At 69.2% G+C, this 19446-nt stretch carries 19 protein-coding genes; 12 read left to right on the forward strand and 7 right to left on the reverse strand.

Features of this window, described 5'->3' with window-relative positions:
- Positions 1-2: 2 nt before the first annotated feature.
- The 4 genes from WKR98_RS16785 to ilvD form a co-directional block, all read right to left on the reverse strand.
- Positions 3-764 (reverse strand): SDR family NAD(P)-dependent oxidoreductase, encoded by a 762-nt coding sequence (locus tag WKR98_RS16785; RefSeq protein ID WP_124689556.1) that lies wholly within the window; start codon positions 762-764, stop codon positions 3-5.
- Positions 761-2632 (reverse strand): feruloyl-CoA synthase, encoded by a 1872-nt coding sequence (locus WKR98_RS16790; protein WP_124689555.1) that lies wholly within the window; start codon positions 2630-2632, stop codon positions 761-763. Before WKR98_RS16790 ends, WKR98_RS16785 begins: the two co-directional genes overlap by 4 nt.
- Entirely contained in the window at positions 2629-3390 is a 762-nt protein-coding gene (locus WKR98_RS16795; RefSeq protein ID WP_124689554.1) for a crotonase/enoyl-CoA hydratase family protein, read from the reverse strand. The genes WKR98_RS16790 and WKR98_RS16795 overlap by 4 nt, the downstream gene beginning before the upstream one ends.
- A 221-nt stretch (positions 3391-3611) precedes the next feature.
- Positions 3612-5336 carry a dihydroxy-acid dehydratase gene (gene ilvD / locus WKR98_RS16800; protein WP_124689553.1) on the reverse strand — a complete coding sequence of 575 codons (1725 nt, stop codon included), beginning with the start codon at positions 5334-5336 and terminating at the stop codon, positions 3612-3614.
- A 196-nt stretch (positions 5337-5532) separates the two neighbouring features.
- Between ilvD and WKR98_RS16805 the strand changes: the two genes are divergently transcribed.
- The 6 genes from WKR98_RS16805 (at position 5533) to WKR98_RS16830 (ending at position 10896) form a co-directional block, all read left to right on the forward strand.
- Positions 5533-6801 (forward strand): FAD-dependent oxidoreductase, encoded by a 1269-nt coding sequence (locus WKR98_RS16805; RefSeq protein ID WP_124689552.1) that lies wholly within the window; start codon positions 5533-5535, stop codon positions 6799-6801.
- A 42-nt stretch (positions 6802-6843) separates the two neighbouring features.
- Positions 6844-7815 carry a tripartite tricarboxylate transporter substrate binding protein gene (locus tag WKR98_RS16810; RefSeq protein WP_124689551.1) on the forward strand — a complete coding sequence of 324 codons (972 nt, stop codon included), beginning with the start codon at positions 6844-6846 and terminating at the stop codon, positions 7813-7815.
- 76 nt (positions 7816-7891) lie between these two features.
- Positions 7892-8755 carry an IclR family transcriptional regulator gene (locus WKR98_RS16815; protein WP_124689550.1) on the forward strand — a complete coding sequence of 288 codons (864 nt, stop codon included), beginning with the start codon at positions 7892-7894 and terminating at the stop codon, positions 8753-8755.
- A 43-nt stretch (positions 8756-8798) separates the two neighbouring features.
- Positions 8799-10082 (forward strand): aconitase X, encoded by a 1284-nt coding sequence (locus tag WKR98_RS16820; protein WP_124689549.1) that lies wholly within the window; start codon positions 8799-8801, stop codon positions 10080-10082.
- The gene (locus WKR98_RS16825; RefSeq protein WP_124689548.1) at positions 10079-10531 is read left to right on the forward strand and encodes an aconitase X swivel domain-containing protein; all 453 of its coding nucleotides are present in this window, start codon (positions 10079-10081) and stop codon (positions 10529-10531) included. Before WKR98_RS16820 ends, WKR98_RS16825 begins: the two co-directional genes overlap by 4 nt.
- Positions 10532-10623: 92 nt before the next feature.
- Positions 10624-10896: a PsiF family protein gene (locus WKR98_RS16830; RefSeq protein ID WP_124689547.1), complete on the forward strand. Its 273-nt coding sequence runs from the start codon at positions 10624-10626 to the stop codon at positions 10894-10896.
- Between the two features lie 199 nt (positions 10897-11095).
- On the opposite strand, the gene WKR98_RS16835 is transcribed toward WKR98_RS16830, so the two are convergent.
- From WKR98_RS16835 to WKR98_RS16845, 3 genes are read right to left on the reverse strand one after another with little or no spacing between them, the layout of a single operon-like run.
- Positions 11096-12355 carry a pyridoxal-phosphate-dependent aminotransferase family protein gene (locus WKR98_RS16835; protein WP_124689546.1) on the reverse strand — a complete coding sequence of 420 codons (1260 nt, stop codon included), beginning with the start codon at positions 12353-12355 and terminating at the stop codon, positions 11096-11098.
- A 30-nt stretch (positions 12356-12385) separates the two neighbouring features.
- Positions 12386-13246 carry an archaetidylserine decarboxylase gene (gene asd, locus WKR98_RS16840; protein WP_124689545.1) on the reverse strand — a complete coding sequence of 287 codons (861 nt, stop codon included), beginning with the start codon at positions 13244-13246 and terminating at the stop codon, positions 12386-12388.
- A 48-nt stretch (positions 13247-13294) separates the two neighbouring features.
- On the reverse strand, positions 13295-14341 hold the full coding sequence (locus tag WKR98_RS16845) for a LacI family DNA-binding transcriptional regulator (protein ID WP_238160407.1): 1047 nt from the start codon (positions 14339-14341) through the stop codon (positions 13295-13297).
- Positions 14342-14469: 128 nt separating this feature from the next.
- On the opposite strand from WKR98_RS16845, the gene WKR98_RS16850 reads away from it, so the two are divergent.
- From WKR98_RS16850 to WKR98_RS16875, 6 genes are read left to right on the forward strand one after another with little or no spacing between them, the layout of a single operon-like run.
- Positions 14470-15291, forward strand: coding sequence for a dioxygenase family protein (locus WKR98_RS16850; protein WP_341434172.1), 822 nt, complete (start codon positions 14470-14472; stop codon positions 15289-15291).
- Between the two features lie 32 nt (positions 15292-15323).
- A complete protein-coding gene (locus WKR98_RS16855) occupies positions 15324-16091 on the forward strand; it encodes an SDR family NAD(P)-dependent oxidoreductase (protein ID WP_124689543.1) in 768 nt (255 codons plus the stop codon).
- The gene (locus tag WKR98_RS16860) at positions 16088-16969 is read left to right on the forward strand and encodes a 3-keto-5-aminohexanoate cleavage protein (protein WP_124689542.1); all 882 of its coding nucleotides are present in this window, start codon (positions 16088-16090) and stop codon (positions 16967-16969) included. Before WKR98_RS16855 ends, WKR98_RS16860 begins: the two co-directional genes overlap by 4 nt.
- Positions 16970-16986: 17 nt before the next feature.
- The gene (locus WKR98_RS16865) at positions 16987-18009 is read left to right on the forward strand and encodes a quinone oxidoreductase family protein (RefSeq protein ID WP_238160404.1); all 1023 of its coding nucleotides are present in this window, start codon (positions 16987-16989) and stop codon (positions 18007-18009) included.
- The gene (locus WKR98_RS16870) at positions 18006-18368 is read left to right on the forward strand and encodes a cupin domain-containing protein (protein WP_124689541.1); all 363 of its coding nucleotides are present in this window, start codon (positions 18006-18008) and stop codon (positions 18366-18368) included. The genes WKR98_RS16865 and WKR98_RS16870 overlap by 4 nt, the downstream gene beginning before the upstream one ends.
- A gap of 40 nt (positions 18369-18408) precedes the next feature.
- A complete protein-coding gene (locus WKR98_RS16875) occupies positions 18409-19401 on the forward strand; it encodes a Bug family tripartite tricarboxylate transporter substrate binding protein (protein WP_341434173.1) in 993 nt (330 codons plus the stop codon).
- Positions 19402-19446: the final 45 nt, after the last annotated feature.

The raw sequence follows: 19446 nt of genomic DNA on the forward strand, positions 1-19446 counted from the left end.
CGTCATCGCGGCGGCATGCGCAGCGCGCCGTCCAGGCGGATCACCTCGCCGTTCAGGTAGGCGTTCTCGACGATGTGCGCCACCAGGGCGGCGAATTCCGCGGGCTGGCCCAGCCGCTTGGGGAAGGGCACCGAACCGCCCAGGCTGGTCTGGACCTCCGGCGGCAGTTCGTCCAGCAGCGGCGTCCGGAACAGGCCGGGGGCGATGGCCATGACGCGCACGCCGAACTGCGCCAGGTCGCGCGCCGCCGGCAGGGTCAGCGCGGCGATGCCGCCCTTGGAGGCGGCGTAGGCGGTCTGGCCCATCTGGCCGTCGTAGGCGGCGATGGAAGTCGTGTTGACCATGACGCCGCGTTCGCCATCGTCCAGGGGATCGAGGGCGGTCATCCCGGCCGCGGCCAGGCGCATGACGTTGAACGTGCCCACCAGGTTGATCTGCACGATCCGGCTGAAGTCGGCCAGCGGCATCGGCCCCTGTTTGCCGGTTATCCGGTGCGCGCCGCCGACCCCGGCGCAGTTGACCAGGACGCGCGCGGGGCCATGTTGCCCACGTGCCGCGTCCAGCGCCTGCTGCACGCTGTCGGCGTCGGTCACGTCGCAGGTCAGCGCGAGGCCCCCGATGTCGGTGGCCACGGCCTGGGCCTGCGCGGCGTTGCGGTCCAGGACCGCGACCTTGGCGCCGCGCGCGGCCAGCAGCCGCGCGGTCTGCGCCCCCAGCCCGGAGGCGCCGCCGGTGACCAGTGCTGCCAGTCCTTCGATCTTCATGATGGGCTCCCGGAGGATGCATGGGGAAGAATGACGCGCGGATCGGTGCCGGCGTACATCAGTTCGACCGCGTCGGCGCGATGTTTGAGCACGTTGCGCTGGTTGATGGAGCCCTTGTCGGTGGCCTCGCCCAGGTCGATCGACGGCGGCGTGTCGAGGACCAGCGCGCGGGCCACGCGGGTCGCGCTGCCGGTGCCCGAGGCCCAGAGCCGGTCGACCAGTTCCTGGAACATCTCGCGCACCGCGGGAGCGGCCAGCACTTGCACGGCCGCGGCGTCGGCGGCGAGGCCCGCGAGCTGGCGGCATTCCGCCATGCGCGGAAAGACCAGGATGCCGACGTCGTTGCGGTTGAGGCCGGCGATGACCACGTCCTGCACATAGGGTTCGCCGGCGGCGATGATGCGGGCCCGCAGCGGTCCGGTCGAGACGAAGGTGCCGGTGGACAGCTTGAAGTCTTCCGAGATGCGGCCGTCGAAGGCCAGGCCCAGCTCCAGCCGCTCGGGATCGATGGGGCGGGCCGCGTCGCCCGAGCGGAAATAGCCTTCCTCGTCGAAGGACTCGGCCGTTTGCTGCGCAGCGCGCCAGTAGCCGGGCGTGACGGTAGGGCCGCGATAGCGGACCTCGAGCTTGCCCTGCACCGGCACGAGCTTGACCTCCAGCCCCGGCGCCGGCAGGCCGATGACGCCGGAAAACACCAGGTCGGAATTGGCGCACAGCGCGAACGGCGCGGTCTCGGTCATGCCCAGGCCGGTCAGCATGCGGATGCGCTCGCCGCACAGGCGCTGCGCGGCCAGGTCCAGGCGTTCCCAGACCTGCGGCGACAGGCCCGCGCCCGAGAAGAAGAAGGCCTTGACCTTGGCCAGGAAGGTACGGCCCAGGGCTTCGTCGCGTTCGATGGCGGCGACGATTTCCTCGAAGCCCTTGGGCACGTTGAAGTAGATGGTGGGCGAGATCTCGCGCAGGTTGCGCAAGGTCTCGGCCATGCCCTGCGGCGTGGGCTTGCCTTCGTCGATGTACAGCGTGCCGCCGTTGTACAGGGCGATGCCGATGTTGTGGTTGCCGCCGAAGGTGTGGTTCCACGGCAGCCAGTCCACCAGCACCGGCGGTTCCTCGGCCAGGAAGCGCAGGCACTGCACCAGCATCTGTTGGTTGGCGCACAGCATGCGTTGGGTGTTGATGACCGCCTTGGGCAATTGGGTCGAGCCCGAGGTGAACAGGAACTTGACGATGGTGTCGGGCGTCACGCGGGCATGGGCGGCATCGACCGCGTCCGTGGCCGGCGTGGCGAGCAGGTCGCCAAAAGGCGTGAGCCGGCGTCCGGGAACCTCGCCGCGCACGGCCACGACCTCGACGCCGGCGGGCACCTTGGCGGCGATGGCGCGCGCATAGGCCGTGGCATCCGAGACGAACACCAGGCCCGGCGTGAGTACGTTGAGCGTGTGCTCGAGCTTGGCGAAGTCCTGCGACACCAGGGAATAGGCGGCGGAGATCGGGGCGTAGGGCACGCCCGCCAGCATGGCGCCCAGCGCCACCTGCAGGTGTTCGAGATCGTTGTCCGACAGCACGACGATGGGGCGGTCCACCGACAGGCCTCGATCGATCAGCGCCTGCGCGATGGCTCGGGCCTTGTGCAGGGTGTCGCCGTAGCGCATCTCGGTCCAGGCGCCGCCGTCCCGGCGCTTGGCGGCGAACAGGCGATCGGGATACATGGCGGCCCAATGCAGCAGGCAGTCCGTCAGGCGTCCGGGGTAGGGGCGCAGCGGTTCGGTCGAGCGCAGGTGCAGCGTGCCGTCGTCCCGGCGCTCGATGTGCGCGGACAGCGAACCGCCCCGCGACGCCTGGCGGTACGGGATGTGGGCGGTGGTCATGGCTTGCCCACCTTGGCGGCGCGTCCTTGCAGGAAGGCTTCCAGCCTGGCCTTGGCGTCGATGTCGCCCTGGGCGATGGCGGCCATCAGCGACTCGGTGAACAGGCCCTCGCTTTGCGACTGGTCGGCGATGCGGGGCAGGGCTTGCAGCACGGCATAGTTGCTGAGCGGTGCGTTGGCGGCGATGCGTGCGGCCAGTTCTTCGGCCTTGGCCAGCCCGCCGCCCTGGGGGACCAGGTATTGCGACAGGCCCGCGGCCAGGCCTTCCTGCGCATCGTAGACGCGGCCGGTCAACATCATGTCGCTCATGCGGGCGACGCCGATCAGGCGCGAGATGCGCACCGAGCCGCCACCGCCGACGAACAGGCCGCGCTGGCCCTCGGGCAGCCCGTAGAAGGCGCTGTGTTCGGCGATGCGGATGTGGCAGGCGCTGGCCAGCTCCAGGCCGCCGCCCACCACCGCGCCATGCAGCACCGCCACGACGGGGACCTTGCCGAACTGTATCTGCTCGAAGGCGGCATGCCAGCTGCGGGAGTGGACGATGCCGTCCGCCACGCTGCGCTGGCGCAGCTCCGACAGGTCCAGTCCGGAACAGAAGTGCTCGCCTTCGCCCGTCAGGATGACCACGCGCACGTGCTCGGGCATGTTGATGAAGGCAATGTGCAGCTGGGCGATCAGGTCATCGTTCAGCGCATTGCGTTTGCCGGGGCGAGCGAGCGCAATGCGTCCGATCGGCCCGTTGGTATCGACGGACAACAAGCTGTCTTCTCCACTGGTATCCGCGGCGGGGGCCGTGGATTGTTCTCTGTATTAGTTATTAGTATGAACTAATTTTTCGTGTGAAACGCTGGGGCTTACCCTAGGTCAACGAGAGGAATACAGAGAGTTGGCGGGAGAAAAGGAAAGACGTTGAGTCCGGCCCGGCGATGACAATATGATTAAGAAGAATAATCGTCTGCCGGGCCGGACACCATGCGGCGTCAGCGCGCGCCGCCCGGTCCGGTATGGGTGATGACCGCGCCTTCGGGCAGCGGCCGCACGACCTGCTCGTACACCGACAGCCAGCCGCGCACCCGTCCCGGGGCGGGCGGCGCGAAGGCCGCGCGGCGGCGGGCCAGCTCCTGCTCGGCCACCTTCAGGTCCACGGTGCGCGCATCGATGTCGATGGCGATGGGGTCGCCGTCCTGGACCAGCCCCAGCGGCCCGCCGGCGGCGGCCTCGGGCGAGACCTCGCCCACGACCAGTCCCTTGTTCACCAGGCCGGAAAGCTGTCCGTCGGTGACGACCGCGACGTGCTCGCCCAGGCCCGCGCCGTCCAGGACGAACACGAAGCGCGAGGCCATTCCCATGCCCGGTCCGCCGCGCACGCCCAGCCCGCGCATCACGACCACGGTGCCGCGTTCGATCTCGCCGCGCTGCAGGGCCGCGATGGCGTCTTCCTGCGACTCGAACACCCGTGCCGGTCCCTCGAAGCGCATGGCCTTGCCGGTGGCCAGGCCCAGCTTGACGATGCCGCCCTCGGGCGCGAGCGAGCCGCGCAGGATGACGATGGAGGGGCGGCTGGACAGCGGCTGGTCGGCGGGGCGCAGGATGGTTTCGTCGCGCACCCGGGCCTCGTCCACGGCCGCGCCCAGCGGGCGGCCGGACACGGTCAGCGCGTCCGGGTGGTAGAGGCCGGCCAGGCGCTTGAACACCGCCAGTGTCCCGCCCGCGCGTTCCAGGTCTTCGATGGAGTGGTCGCCGTTGGGGCGGATGGCGGCGATCAGGGGCGTGGTGTCCGCCAGCCGCTCGAACAATCCGTAGACGTCCACGCCGGCCTGCGCTTCATTGGCGATGGCCTGCAAGTGCTTGACGGTATTGATGGAGCCGCCCAGCGCGAGCACCACGCGCGCCGCGTTGGCGAAGGCCTCGGGGGTCAGGATGGCACGCGGCCGCAGGTCGTCCCAGACCATCTGGACGATGCGGGCGCCGGCCTGCTCGACCGTGGCCATCATGCGCGGACTGTTGGCGGCCACCGGGGCGCTGCCGGGCAGAGCCATGCCCAGCGCCTCGCACACCATGTGCATGGAATTGGCGGTGCCGATGCCGGCACAGACGCCGGGGCCGCGTACCGCCTGCTCGCTCATCGCGGTCAGCTCCGCCGGATCCATGCGGCCGGCCGCGACGTGGCCCGCCGCCAGGAACACCTCTTCGATGTCGACGTGCTGCTGCCGGTGGTGGCCGCTGCGCTGGTAGCCGCACACCACGACCAGCGTGGGAAGGTCCAGGCGGGCCGCCGCCATGAGCTGGCCGGGCGTGGTCTTGTCGCACGAGGCCAGGCAGACCATGCCGTCCAGCAGGGCGCCTTCCACCGCCACCTCGATGTCGTTGGCGATCAGGTCGCGGCTGGGAAGGATGTAGCCGCCGCGCGCGCCGGCGCTGGTGATGAAGTCGCTGGGCGCGGCGGTGCGGACCTCGAAGGGCAGGCCGCCGGCCTCGCGTATGGACCGCTTGACCGCGGCGGCGACGCCGTCCAGGTGGCTGAAGCAGCTCGACAGTTCCGACGAGGTATTGACCACGGCGATCTTGGGTTTCTCCATGTCGGCGTCGCTCAGGCCCAGCGCGCGCCATTGCGCCCGCCTGACCGCCCAGCGCGAGGTGCCGGGTTCGAAGTTGCTGCGCAGCGGTCGGCGGGGCGCCGTCTTGCCGGATTCGGACGAGGACATGAGGTCTCCATAAAAATTTGAAACGTTATTTCAATTTATCATTCAGAAGGTCTTCCGGACAACGATGATCCATGGTTAAAATTAAAATGAAACGTTATTTCGAAAAATATTGACGCCGGGGAACAGGCCGTCGGAGAATCCGACGCGACACGGGCCCCCAAGACCTGAACGCATTGCCGCATCAAGGAGAGTCCGCATGGCAAACCAAGTACGAACCGTCCGACGAACCGAAAACCGCCCCTGGCACGTCGATGCCGACCTGTGCGTGGTCGGGGCCGGCATCTCGGGGGTCTCGGCCGCGCTCGAGGCCGCGGCGCTGGGCCGCCGGGTCGTGCTGGTCGACAGCCTGCCCATGCTGGGCGGCCAGGCGGTGGGGTCGATCATCGGTACCTTCTGCGGACTGTTCTCGAACGGGCCCAACCGCATCCAGCTCACGCACGGCATCGCCGACGGCATCCTCGAGGACCTGGGCAAGGCCGGCGCGCTCCACCACAACGTCGGCCCGCTGACCACGGTCGTCTACTACGACGAGGTGGCGCTGGGCCGCTGGATCGAACAGAAGATCCGCGACGCCGGCATCACGGTGGTGCTGGGCGCGGTGCTGCGCGAGGCGCGGCGCGAAGGCGGCCGGCTGCAGCGGCTGGAGCTGGCTACCCGCTATGGCGACGTGCACGTGGATGCGCGGGGCTATGTCGATGCCAGCGGCGACGCCGCGCTGGCCTGGCTGGCGGGCCTGGACTGCCGCGAGCCGGACGTGCCGATCTTCGGCACCCAGATGTTCGTGCTCGAACACCTGGACGAGGCCCACCTGCCCACGCGCGAGGCCTTCACGGCGCGCATCAAGGAAAAGGCTGCGCGGTACGGCATCTCGCGCGACGATGGGCTCTTCTTCCGCTTCCCCGGACGAGGCGTGGCGGCGATGAACATGACGCACATGGAAACGCCGCTCGACCCGCTGGCGGCCTCGGCCACGGCGCTGGCCGGGCGCGAGCAGGTGGACCGCGTCATCGAGTTCCTGAAGGCGGAATATCCGCAGGCCTTCGGCGCCGCCCGCATCCGCGCCTACGCCTTGCCAGGCATCCGGCAGACGCGCTGGATAGCCGGCCTGCATCAATTGACGACGGACGAAGTGCGGGCGGCCACGCGTTTCCCGGACACCGTCGCGCGAACTTCGTGGCCGGTGGAGCTGCACGACCAGCCCGAGGGCTACGTGTGGGAGCCCTTCGGCGAGGACCACGTGCACACGGTGCCGCTGCGCAGCCTGATCCCGGCCGGTAGCGACAATCTGGTCGCGGCCGGGCGCTGCATCGACGCCGACGCGGCGGCGCTGTCCAGCGTGCGGGTCATGGGGCCGTGCATCGCCATGGGGGCGGCGGCGGCCCATGCCCTGGACCTGACCCTGGGCGGGAAGGTGCAGGACGTGGACGTGCCCGCCCTGCAGGAACGCATACGCGCCAACATCTGACCCAAGCGGGGACACTCCCGCGCCATTCCCGAAGGAGACACCATGAAAATCCTGTTCGCGTCCCTGCTGGGCGCTGCCTGCGCCGCGGGCGCCACCCACGCCGTGGCCGCGGCCGGCCCCGCCTATCCGTCCCGGCCCGTCACGCTGATCGTGCCGAATGCCCCGGGCGGCGCCATCGACATCCTGGGCCGCCTGTTGTCCGAGCGCCTGCAGAAGACCTGGGGGCAGCCCGTGGTGGTGATGTACAAGCCGGGCGCCAACACGGTGGTGGGCACCGACCACGTCGCCAAGTCCGCGCCCGACGGCTATACGCTGGGTATCGTCGTGACCTCGCACGTCATCAACCCCACGCTGCGCAAGAGCATGCCTTTCGACACGGTCAGGGACCTGGCGGGTGTTTCCATGCTGGTGACGTCGCAGATCGTCATCACCGCGACGCCGTCGCTGCCGGCCAAGGACCTGGCCGGCGTGATCGCGATGGCCAGGAAGGATCCCGGCAAGATGAGCTATGCCTCGCCGGGCAGCGGCAGCTCCATGCACCTGACCGGCGAACTGCTCAAGAGCATGACCGGCGTGGAGATGCTGCACATTCCGTACAAGGGCAGCGGCCCCGCCTACACCGAGGTGATGGCCGGCCGCGTGCCGCTGCTGATCGACCCGCTGTTCTCGTCCATGCCCTACATCAAGGCGGGCAAGCTCAAACCCATCGCCGTCACGGGCAAGACACGGGATCCCAGCGCCCCGGACATCCCCACGGTGGCCGAGACCATCCCGGGCTTCAACGTGCAGAGCATCTTCGGCCTGGTGGCGCCGGCGGCGACGCCGCGCGAGGTGATCAACAAGATCAGCGCCGACGTGGGCACCATCCTGCGCAGCGCGGACTTCAAGGCGCGGCTGGCCGAAGTGGGCCTGACCTCGGCGCCCAGCACGCCCGAGGAATTCGACGCCCTGGTCAAGACCGAGATCGAGAAGTGGGCGCCGGTGGTGAAGGCCTCGGGCGCCACCGCCGATTGAGGCTTATCCATGGAAACCCGCCGGCTTCTCTATAAAATGGACGGTCCTTTTTTACCGCCGCATCCGGAGTCCCGCCATGCCACGAAGCGCCCCCCGAGCCCAGCCCGCCGCCAAGAGCCGGCGGGCGTCCACCGCGGCCGAGCCGAGCGGCACCGTGTCCGCCCTGGAGCGGGGGGTCGCGGTGCTGCGCTGCTTCCGCGAGGACCTGCGCGTCTTGAGCAATGCCGAGCTGGCCGCGATGACCGGGATACCCAAGCCCACGGTCACGCGGCTGGCCACCACGCTGGTTTCGCTGGGCCTGATGAAGCAGGAGCCCGAGACCGAGCGGTTCTCGCTGGCGGCCGGCGTGGTGTCGCTGGCCCAGGCCTTCCTGGGCGGGGTGGACACGCGGTCGATCGCGCGCCCGCACATGCTCGCGCTGGCCAACGAGACCGAAGGCTCGGTCTATCTGGCGATACGCGACGAGCTGCACATCGTGCTGATCGAGACGGCTTCGCCGCAATCGGCGCTGCTGCTGGCGCGGCTGCGGGTGGGGTCGCGTTTCTCGGTGGCCAGTTCGGCGCTGGGGCGCGCCTACCTGAGCGCGATGACCGACCAGTACGAAAAGGACCGCCTGCTGCGCAGCATCCGCGCGGAATGCGGCGAGGCGGAGTGGGCGCGGCTCGAGAAAGGACTGGAGCGCGGGCAGCGCGACGCGCGCATGCACGGCTACTGCCTGTCGCTGGGCGAGTTCCACCGCGACATCAATTCGGTGGCGGTGCCGCTGGTCGTGCCGGGCGGCGAGATCATGGCGCTGAACTGCGGCGGCCCGGCCTTCTCGTTCACCGAGAAGCGCCTGCGCAACGAGGTGGCGCCGCGCCTGATCGAGGCCGCGCAGGCCATCGCGCGCGACACGGGCGGCAAGGTGCCGCTGCCGGACAAATTGCTCAAGGTTTCCTGACCCGCGCGGCGTCGCGGGCCGGCTGCCAGGAAGGAGGGCGGCAATGCGACTGACGGATCACGAGAAAGCCATGCTCGATGGCGCGCATGGCGCGGCCAGGCAGAAGGCCATGGACCTGTTGCTGCGCTACGGCAACGCGCTGGGCGCCGAGCGCCTGGTCCAGACCAACAACGTGGCGGGCACCATCGGCGCCACCACGCCTTTCATGCGCAAGTTCGCCGACGAACGCGGCGGCCTGGACGCGGTGTTCTCCGAGTTCAACCTGGACAGCGCGGAGGTGGTCGCCATCCCGCCCGTCGAGGTCTACAGCAGCCACCTGCAACAGGGCATAGACCCCGAGCACGCCGCCCGGCAAGGGGTGGGCGAAGAGGTCGTGCGCATCTTCCGCAAGGGCGATGCCTACAGCGCCGGACTGGGCGTGCAGCTCCTGAACACCTGCACGCCTTATCAGGTCGGCAACCTGCCTGCCCGGGGCGAGCACTGCGCGTGGATGGAGTCCTCGGCCGTCATCTACATCAACGCCGTGCTGGGCGCGCGGTCGAACGCGGAAGGGCGCGAAAGCACGGGCGCGGCCATGCTGACGGGCCGCATTCCCTACTGGGGCTACCACATCGAGTCCGAACGGCGCGGCACCCACCTGGTGGAACTGGATATGCCCGTCGAGACGATGTCGGACTGGGGCATGCTGGGCTACTACGTGGGCGACAAGGTGCAGGACAAGGTGCCCGTCATCACCGGTGCCGGACTGGCGCCCAGCACCCTCAAGCTCAAGCACTTCGGCGCCGCGGCGGCCTCGTCGGGCGGCGTGGAGATGTATCACATCCCCGGCTTCACGCCCGAGGCGCCGACGGTCGAGGCCGCCTTCGGCGGCAACCGTCCACGCGAAGTGTTCCGCTTCGGGCCCAGGGAACTGCGCGAGACCTACGAGAACCTGAACGCCACGGCGCGCGATGCCGACGTCGATTTCGTCATGCTGGGCTGCCCGCACTACAGCATCGAGCAGATCTGGGAAGTGTGCCGGCTGCTGCAGGGCAAGCGCGTACACGAGAACACCCAGCTCTGGATCTTCACGCCCCGGGCGACCAAGCAGATCGCGGACCAGAACGGCTACACCCGGATCATCGAGGAGGCGGGCGGCTACCTGATGTCGGACACCTGTTCGGCGCTGGGGCGCGTGATTCCCCAGGGCACCAAGGTGGCGGCGGTGGATTCGGCCAAGCAGGTCCACTACCTGCCGGCCATCATGGGCATACAGGCCTGGTTCGGCAGCACCGCCGATTGTGTCGAGGCCGCGGTAACCGGCCGCTGGAAAGGAGGTTTGCGATGAGCGGGCAGGACCGTTCCACGGCCGTTTCCGAGGTCATCGTGCTGCAAGGCCGGGGCATCGTGGGTGGACGCGCCGAGGGCGAGGCGCTGGTCACGCGTGACCGGATCTCGGGGTGGGGCGGCATCGACCCCCGCACCGGCACCGTCATCGAGACCCGCCACGAACTGCGCGGAATCAGCTTCGCCGGCAAGGTGCTGGTGTTTCCCGGGGCGAAGGGATCGTCGGGCTGGTCCGGCCAGTTCCACATCGCCCGCATCTCCGGCATGGCGCCCGCGGCGATGCTGTTCAACGAGATGACGACCAAGATCGCGCTCGGCGCCGTGGTCACGCACGCGCCGTCGGTCACCGACTTCGACGTCGACCCCCTGTCGGTGATCGAGACGGGAGACTGGGTCCGGGTCGACGGCGATCTGGGCCGGGTCGAGGTGACCAAGCGGAACAGGGGCTAGGCATTTCCCCGGTCGAGCACGATAATGGGCTGCCGCCCGGCAGTCAGCCGTGGGCGACCGGAGTCCCAGCAAACCAAGGTTCGGAGTTCACGATGAAAAAAACGCTAGCAGTGTCCCTGGCCGCCCTGTTCCTGGCCCTGACCGGCCCCGCCCTGGCCGCCGAAAACACCCAGCAGAACAAGATGACCACCTGCAACAAGGACGCCGGCGACCGCAAGGGCGACGACCGCAAGGCCTTCATGAAAGAATGCCTGTCCGCCAAGAAGATGACCCAGCAGGAAAAAATGACCGCCTGCAACAAGGAAGCCACCGGCAAAAAAGGCGACGACCGCAAAGCCTTCATGAAACAGTGCCTGAGTAGTTGATCCCCCCTACGCCCTTCGGGCGCCCCCCAGGGGGCGGCACTGGCGGACCGGCAAAGCCGGATCCGCGGTGCCCTGGATCAAAGCAAGTAAGCGGTGCTTCGCACCGAGATATCCCACGCAGACCCAGGATGCGGTGGATCCGGCTCCGCCGGTCCACCCGCATCGCCCCCTGGGGGGCGCGCGAAGCGCGTAGGGGGGGCTAAACCTGCAGGCTGTATTCCAGCGTGGCCATGCTGGCGGGCATGTCGACCTTGGCGCCCAGGTCGCGCATGGTCGAACCCAGCGCGTGCAGCGTGCGGAACAGATTGTGGGCCCGGCACTGTTCGCCCATCTGGCCGATGCGCACGATGGGCTGCCCGAACGAGCCCGAGATCTCGACCCGGTAGCGTTCGGAGATGTGGGCGCAGATGCCGGTATTGGTCAGGCCTTCCGGCACCGTGATGCCGACCACCGAATTCAGGCGCGAGGCCGGCGGCGCGAACAGGCGCAGGCCCATCGCCTCGATGCCGTTCTGCAGGGCGAAGGACGAGCGCGAATGGCGCGCGAAGCGCACCGGCAGCGTCTCGGCGCAGACCAGGCGCAGCGCCTCGTGCAGCGCCAGCACGCCCGACACCGGCGCGGTGTAGTGGTAAGACCCCTTGTGCCAGAAATTCTCGGCCAGCCTGGCGTCCAGCACCCAGTGGGTGTTGGGCGTCTTGCGCCGGCTGATGTGTTCCCAGGCGTCGTTGGAAAACGCGATCAGCGACACGCCGGGTATCGACGACAGGCCCTTCTGGCCGCCAGTGATGACGGCGTCGATCTGCCAGTCGTCCATCTGCAGCGGCATGGTGCTGAGCGTGCAGACGGCATCGACCACGACCAGGCAGCCGCGCTTCTTGGCGGCCTTGGCGATGGCGGGCAGTTCGCGGTTGAAGACCGTGTTGGAGGTCTCGCCCTGGACGATGGTCAGGACGTCGGGGCGGTGCTGTTCGATCGCCTGTTCCACCTGCTGGGCGGACGCGGCGTGGTTGCCCTCGATTTCCAGCGTGACGACGTCGGCATCCAGGCGTCGGCTCATCTCGGCCATGCGGGCGCTGAAGAAGCCGTTGACCACGCACAACACCTTGCTGCCCGGGGACACCAGGTTGCAGATCGCCATCTCCATCGCGGCCGAACCCGGCCCGGCCACGCCCAGCACCCACTCCGACTGGGTCTGGAACACATAGCCCGCCATCTGCTTGACCTGCGAGATGATGGTCGACATGGTCGCGCCCAGGTGGTTGATGACCACCGAATTGGCGTGGGCCACCACGTCGGGAATGGGCACGGGGCCGGCGCCCATCATCAGCAGGGGATCGTCGGGCAGGATATCGCTCAGCAGGCGCACGCGGGGCGGCTGCGAGTAGACAAGCGGAGGATGGTCGGTCGAGGAAGCGGTGTCAGCGGTTTCTTCGGCGGCGCGAAGCGGACGGGTAGGCATGTTGGATAAACGGCTGTGCGACAGCGTCAATTATAGATTCACCGCGCGTCCGAGCGCCTGCCCCATGCGGAGCCCGCTAAGCGGCCCGAGCGCATCGCTCCAGTCGACCCGGCCGGCGCCGAACAGCAGGACCACGGTCGAACCGAGCTTGAAGCGGCCCATCTCGGCGCCTTTATCCAGCCGGACGGCGCCGTCGTCGTAGCGTGTGGTCACGATGCGCGAGCCGTGCGGGGCGACCTGGCCGCCCCAGACGGTTTCCATGGCGCCCACGATCATCGCGCCCACCAGCACCACGGCCATGGGGCCGAGTTCGGTATCGAACAGGCAGGCCAGGCGTTCGTTGCGCGCGAACAGGCGCGGCACGGACCGGGCCGTGAGCGGGTTGACCGAGAACAGGCGCCCCGGGATGTAGACGGTTTCGCGCAGGGTGCCGGCCACCGGCATGTGCACCCGGTGATAGTCGCGCGGGGAAAGGTAGATGGTGGCGAAGCTGCCATCCTGGTAGGGATCGGCGCGCCGGGCATCGCCGCCCAGCAGTTCCTCGGCGCTGAAATCATGTCCCTTGGCCTGGAAGACGCGGCCGGCGCGGATGGGGCCCAGCTGGCTGATGGCGCCGTCGGCGGGGCACAGGACGGCGTCCGGGGCGGGATCCAGGGGCCGCGCGCCGGGCTTGAGCGCGCGGGTGAAGAAAGCGTTGAAGTGCTCGTAGGCGGTGGGATCGGGCTCCAGGGCCTCGCTCATGTCCACGCCGTACTGGCGGATGAAGCGGGCGATGGCGGGATTCTTCAGGGCGGCGACGCGGCAGTGCGCGAGGCGTCCGAACAGGCTGGAGACGAGCGCCTGGGGCGCGAGATATTGGCCGTAGATGAAAAGCTGGTCTTTGATGGACATGTCGGGGCCTCGCGCGGGCGAGGCAGGTTCGGGTTTGCGCCTGGGATATTACAGCGGTGCGGAGGAGCCGCGCACGACCAGCTCCGGCCGCAGGACGACCGTGGACGTCGTGCCCGGCACGCCGCGCAGACTGTCCAGCAATAAACGGGCCGCCCGGAAGCCCATTTCGTAGTGCAGGATGCGTACGGTGGTCAGGGGAGGGGAGACGCGGTCCATCAGCGGCATGTCGTTGTGCCCGACGACCGACACGTCCTGCGGCACCTTGCGCCCCTGCGCCTGCAAGGCCTGGATCGCGCCCAGCGCGATCAGGTCGTTGGCGGCGACGATGGCGGTGAAAGCGGCCCCGGTGCCCAGCAGCCTGCGCGTGCCTTCCTCGCCAGCATCGCAGGAATAGGCGTCGCATTCGGCGTAGCCGGCCGGCTCCAGCCCGTGCGCGGCCATGGCCTGGCGAAAGCCGGCCTGCCGCAGCGAGCCGGTGGACAGCGCCAGCGGCCCGGACAGGTGGGCGATGCGGCGGTGGCCGATGGATACCAGGTGGTCGACGGCGAGTTTCATGCCCAGCATGTCGTCGCTGACGACGGCGGGCAGGCTGCCGTCTTCGTCGCGGCGGTTGACCAGCACGACCTTGACCTGGTCGCGCACCAGGCGTTCGACCAGCGGGTCGTGCAGGCTGGAGGTCGCGATGATCAGCCCCTCGACCCGCTGGGCCAGCATGCGGTCCGCCGCCTGGTCGGGCGCCTGTTCGTTGCCGGTGTCCGCCACCAGCACGAAGAAGCCTTCGGCCGCCAGCGCCTGTTCGATGCCGCGCAGGATGGGCGGGAACACGGGGTTGGTGATGTCGGGCAGCAATACCCCGACCGTGCCGGAGCGCCCCGTGCGCAGCGCCGACGCCGCGCGGTTGACGCGGTAGTTCAGGGCGCGGGCGGCGGCCTCGACACGGCCCACCACCTCGGGGCTGACCATGTGGCGGCGTTCGGGATCCAGCGCGCGCGAGGCAGTGGTCTTGTGCACCTGGGCATGCAGGGCGATGTCGGCGAGGGTGGCGGCGGAGGAACGCTTGGGCATGGGCGAGATGATAGCGAAGTGCCGGCGCATGGTTCGAGGGAAATCTCCTTGTTGACAAGCGGAACGAACCGGATAAACTTAATGCTATCGATAGCATGAGGTTTTGCCAAATGTTGCCAAGCACTCCCGAATCACTGACGCCTATCGTTGTGCAATCGATGGCAAATACATCCGACGCCCGGGTCAAGGAACTGCTATGCAGCCTGGTCCGGCACCTGCACGCCTTCGTGCTGGAAACCCGCCTGACCGAGGCCGAGTTCGAATATGCGCTGGGCTACATCAACGCCATCGGCCAGGCCACCTGCGACACCAAGAACGAAGCGGTGCTGGTGGCCGACCTGCTGGGGGTGTCGTCGCTGGTGGCGCTGTTGAACAATGCCGACCACCACGGCGAGTCGGACGCCGCGCTGCTGGGCCCGTTCTGGCGCGCCAATTCGCCCAGCCTGGAGCCCGGCGCGTCGCTCGCGGCGCCGGGCACGCCGGGCATCCCGCTGGAGGGCAGCGGGCGGGTGCAGGACCGCGAGGGCCGGCCGGTGGCGGGCGTCACGGTGGACATCTGGCATGCCTCGCCCAGCGGCCTGTACGAAAACCAGGACGAAACCCAGCCCGACATGAACCTGCGCGGCCGCTACACCACCGACGAAGACGGACGCTTCCGCTTCCGCTCGGTGCGGCCGGCGGGCTATCCGGTGCCGGTGGACGGACCGGGCGGCGTGCTGCTGCGCGCCCAGGAACGCCACGAGTTCCGGCCGGCGCACCTGCATTTCATGTTCTCCAAGCCCGGCTACAAGGTCCTGATCACCCAGGTCTATGCCGACGATTCGGAGTTCCTGCACAGCGATCCCACCTTCGGCGTGACGCGCCGGCTGGTCGGCCAGTACCGGGTGGAGCCGCGCCCGGGCGGCGACGTCGCCGTGTTCGACCACTGCTTCACGCTGCTGGAAGGCGAGATGGTCTTCCCGCATCCCCCGATTCCCTGATTTCCCCACGCATTCCCCTAAGGAACACCCCCATGACTCAAGCAACTCCATTCGCGCCGCAAGACCGCCTGGACGGCAAGGTGGCCGTGATCGCCGGCGGCACCGGCGCGATCGGCCATGCCACCGCGCGGCGCCTGGCGGCCCGCGGGGCCCGCTGCGTGCTGCTGCACAACGGCGATCCGGCCGCAGCGGCCCGGGTGGCCGAACTGCCCGGCGAAGGGCACGCCGACGTCGTCGCCTCCATCACCGACAGCCCGGCCCTGAAGGCGGCGGCCGACCGCGTCCGCGCCGAATTCGGCACCTGCCACATCCTGGTCAACAGCGCCGGCTACACCAAGCCCGTGCCCGCGGCCGACCTGGACGCGCTGACCGACGAACTGATCGACGACATCCTGAAGGTCAATTTCCGGGGCGTCTTCTCGACCATCCGCGCTTTCGCGCCCCTGCTCAAGGAAAGCGGCGACGGCCTGATCGTGACGCTGTCGTCCATCGCGGCCTTCACCGGCGTCGGCAGCAACCTGGCCTACGTCGCGGCCAAGGCCAGCGTGGACGTGGTGGGCGAAGCCCTGGCGCGTGTGCTCGCGCCGCAGGTGCGCGTGCTGTCGGTCAGCCCGGGCGTGGTCGATTCCACTTTCGTGCCGGGCCGGGGCGCCGACTTCAACGCCAAGACGGCCGCCACCACGCCGCTGGGCCGCATCGGCACCACCGACGACATCGCCGCCGCCGTGGAAGCCTGCGCCACCTCGCTGCGCTTTGCCACCGGCACCCGCATCGTGGTCGATGGAGGGCGCCACCTGTGAACCCGACCGTCATCACCTGCGCGATCACCGGCAACCTGACCAAGCCGGAGCAGACGCCGCACCTGCCCATCACGCCTGAACAGATCGCCAATTCGGCGCTGGAGGCGGCCCGCGCCGGCGCGGCGCAGGTCCATATCCACGTGCGCGATCCGCAAACCGGCCGGCCCTCGATGGACGTGGGGCTGTACGACGAGGTCATCCGCCGCATCCGGGCCGAGAACCGGGAAGTCATCATCAACCTGACCACCGGCCCGGGCGGCCGCTACGTGCCGAGCGAGGCCGAGCCGCGCGTGGCCGGTCCGGGCACCACGCTGCTGGCGCCGGAAAAACGCGTCGAGCACGTCGCGCGGCTGCGGCCCGACGTCTGCTCGCTGGACCTGAACACCATGAACTCGGGCGCCGAGGTGGTCATCAACACCCCGCGCAACGTGCGCGTCATGGCCGGCGTGATCCGCGAGGCGGGCGTCAAGCCCGAACTGGAGATCTTCGACAGCGGCGACATCCACCTCGCGCGCGACCTGATCGCCGACGGCACGCTGGACGGGCCGGGCATGTGGACCTTCGTCACCGGCGTCAAGTACGGCTTCGAGGCCACGCCCGAGACGCTGCTGTATGCCCGCGGCCTCCTGCCGGCGGGCGCGTTCTGGTCCGCCTTCGGAGTGGGCCGCCACGAGTTCCCGATGCTGGCGGCCGCCTTCGTGTCGGGCGGACATGTCCGCGTGGGCCTGGAAGACAACATCTATCTGTCCCGCGGGGTCCTGGCGCCCAGCAACGCGGCGCTGGTGGAGCGCGCCGCGCGCATCGTGCAGGACCTGGGAGGCAGCGTGGCGACCGCCGGCGAGGCGCGCGACATGCTGGGCCTGCCCATCAGGAATTGAAGGAACCGCTACCGATCATGTCCACCGTCATGCAAGCAACCCAATCTGGACCGGCCGTGCGCGTGCTGGCGAAAGCCGAGTCCGCCGCCCATCTGGCCCCCGCCATCGAAACCCTGGCCATGCCCCGGCCGGCGCCCGACCATGCCATCGTCAAGGTGGCCAGCGCGGCCGTCAATCCCAGCGACGTGAAGGCGGCCATGGGGCTGATGCCGCAGGCCGTCTGGCCGCGCACGCCCGGCCGCGACTTCGCCGGCACGGTGGTGGCGGGCCCCACCGAGTGGATAGGCCGCCGCGTCTGGGGCTCGGGCGGCGACCTGGGCATCACGCGGGACGGCTCGCATGCCGCCTGGCTGACGTTGCCGCTGGCCGCGCTGGAGGAAATGCCCTCGGGCCTGGACTTCGACGCCGCCGGGTCGATAGGCGTGCCGTTCGTGACCGCCCACGAAGGCTTCCAGCGCAGCGGCATGCCGCAACCGGGCCAGGTGGTCGCCGTCATGGGCGCCAACGGCAAGGTGGGGCAGGCCTCGGTACAGCTCGCGGCGCAGGCCGGGGCGCGGGTCATCGCGGTCCAGCGCCGGCCGGGTCCCTATGCCGGCTTCGCCTGCGCGCCCGTCGAGGTGGTGGACGCCAGCCGGGAAGACGTCGCCGCGCGGCTGCGCGAGCTGACGGACGGCCGCGGCGTGGACCTGGTCTACAACACCGTGGGCAGCCCGTACTTCCAGGCCGCCAACCAGGCCATGGCCAAGCGCGCCACGCAGATCTTCATCTCGACGGTCGAGCGCCCCGTGCCGTTCGACATCTTCACGTTCTATCGCGCCATGCACACCTACGTGGGCGTGGACTCGCTGGCCATGGACTGCACCGAGGCGGCCGCACACCTGCGGGCGCTGCGGCCGGGGTTCGAGGCCGGTACGCTGCGGCCTTTTCCGGTGGGCGCCGATGCCGTCTACGCGCTGACCGACGCGCTCGAGGCCTATCGCACGGTAATAGGCGGGTCGGACCAGCGCATCGTGCTGCGGCCGTGGGACGCCGGGGCATGAACGTCACCCGCTATCCCGAGGCCCCGGTCTACGAGGCCCCCAACCACTTCGACATGCGCTGCGTGCGCCTGCAGGGCCGGGAAGCCGGCCCGGCGGAACAGCTGTGGCTGGGCGTCTCGACGCTGGAGCCCGGCGGCCATACCTCGCTGGATGGCTCGCCCATGGAGAAGCACTACGTGGTCCTGGAAGGCGAGCTTGTCGTCGTGAGCGAGCTGGACGGGATACGCCAGGAGGCCACGCTGGGGCGCCTGGATTCCTGCCGCCTCGCGCCCGGGGAAAAACGCCAGTTGATCAACCGCAGCGGCCGGACGGCATCGGTGCTGCTGGCCATGCCATTCAGTCCGCCCGTCCCGGGCTAGCGCCGCCGTTCCATTCGATAAATCAGAGAGGAGACATACCATGCAACGACCTTCCCACGCGCGCCGGACTTCGCTGCGCGTTCTCGCCGCCGCCGCGATGCTGACCGCGGGCGCGAGCGCCCAGGCCCAGGGCAACTGGCCCCAGGGCACGCCCATCCGCTTCGTCGTCCCGTTCACCGCGGGCAGCGGCACCGACGTGGTGGCGCGCTCGATCGCCGACAAGCTGGGCCCCATCCTGGGCGCGCAGATCGTGGTCGAGAACAAGCCCGGCGCGGGCGGCACGCTGGGCGCGGCCCAGGTCGCCAAGGCGCCCGCCGATGGCTACACCCTGCTGATCCACAGCTCGGGCCACCTCGTCAACCCGTCCATCTATCCGAACCTGCCGTACGACACGCTCAAGGACTTCGAGGGCATCACGCCGCTGGCCAGCCTGCCCAACGTGCTGGTGGTCTCGCCCTCGGCGGGGTTCAAGAACCTGGGCGACCTGATCGCCAAGGCCAAGGCCGAGCCCGGCAAGCTGTTCTACGCCTCGGCGGGTAACGGCTCGGCCACGCACATGAACGCGGAGCAGTTCCGCGTGGCGTCCGGCATCGAGGCGGTACACGTGCCGTTCCGCGGGACGCCCGAAGCCATCACCGAGACCATCGCCGGCCGTACGACCTGGTTCTTCGCACCGCTGGTGTCGGCGCTGCCCATGATCAAGGACGGCAAGCTGCAGGCGCTGGCCGTCGGCACCGCCGCGCGCTCGGCCGCGCTGCCCGACGTGCCTTCGATGACCGACTCGAACCTGCCGGCCGCCGCCTACACGTTCTGGGTGGGGCTGTTCGCGCCCGCCAAGACGCCGCAGCCCGTGGCCGACAAGATCCACGCCGGCGTGCTGAAGGTGCTGGAGATGCCCGACATCAAGACCCGCTTCGCCAACCTGGGCGCCACTCCCATGCCGATGGACCAGAAAGCCTTCGAGAAGTATCTGGCCGACGAAACGAAGTCCGCGTCCCGGCTCGTGAAAGCGGCCGGCATCAAGATCGAGTAGGCGAGCGGCGCTTCGCGCCTGTCGTCCGCCAAGAAAAACGGCCTC

This window comes from Pigmentiphaga sp. YJ18, from assembly GCF_038066655.1.
Taxonomy (GTDB): Bacteria; Pseudomonadota; Gammaproteobacteria; order Burkholderiales; family Burkholderiaceae_B; genus Pigmentiphaga.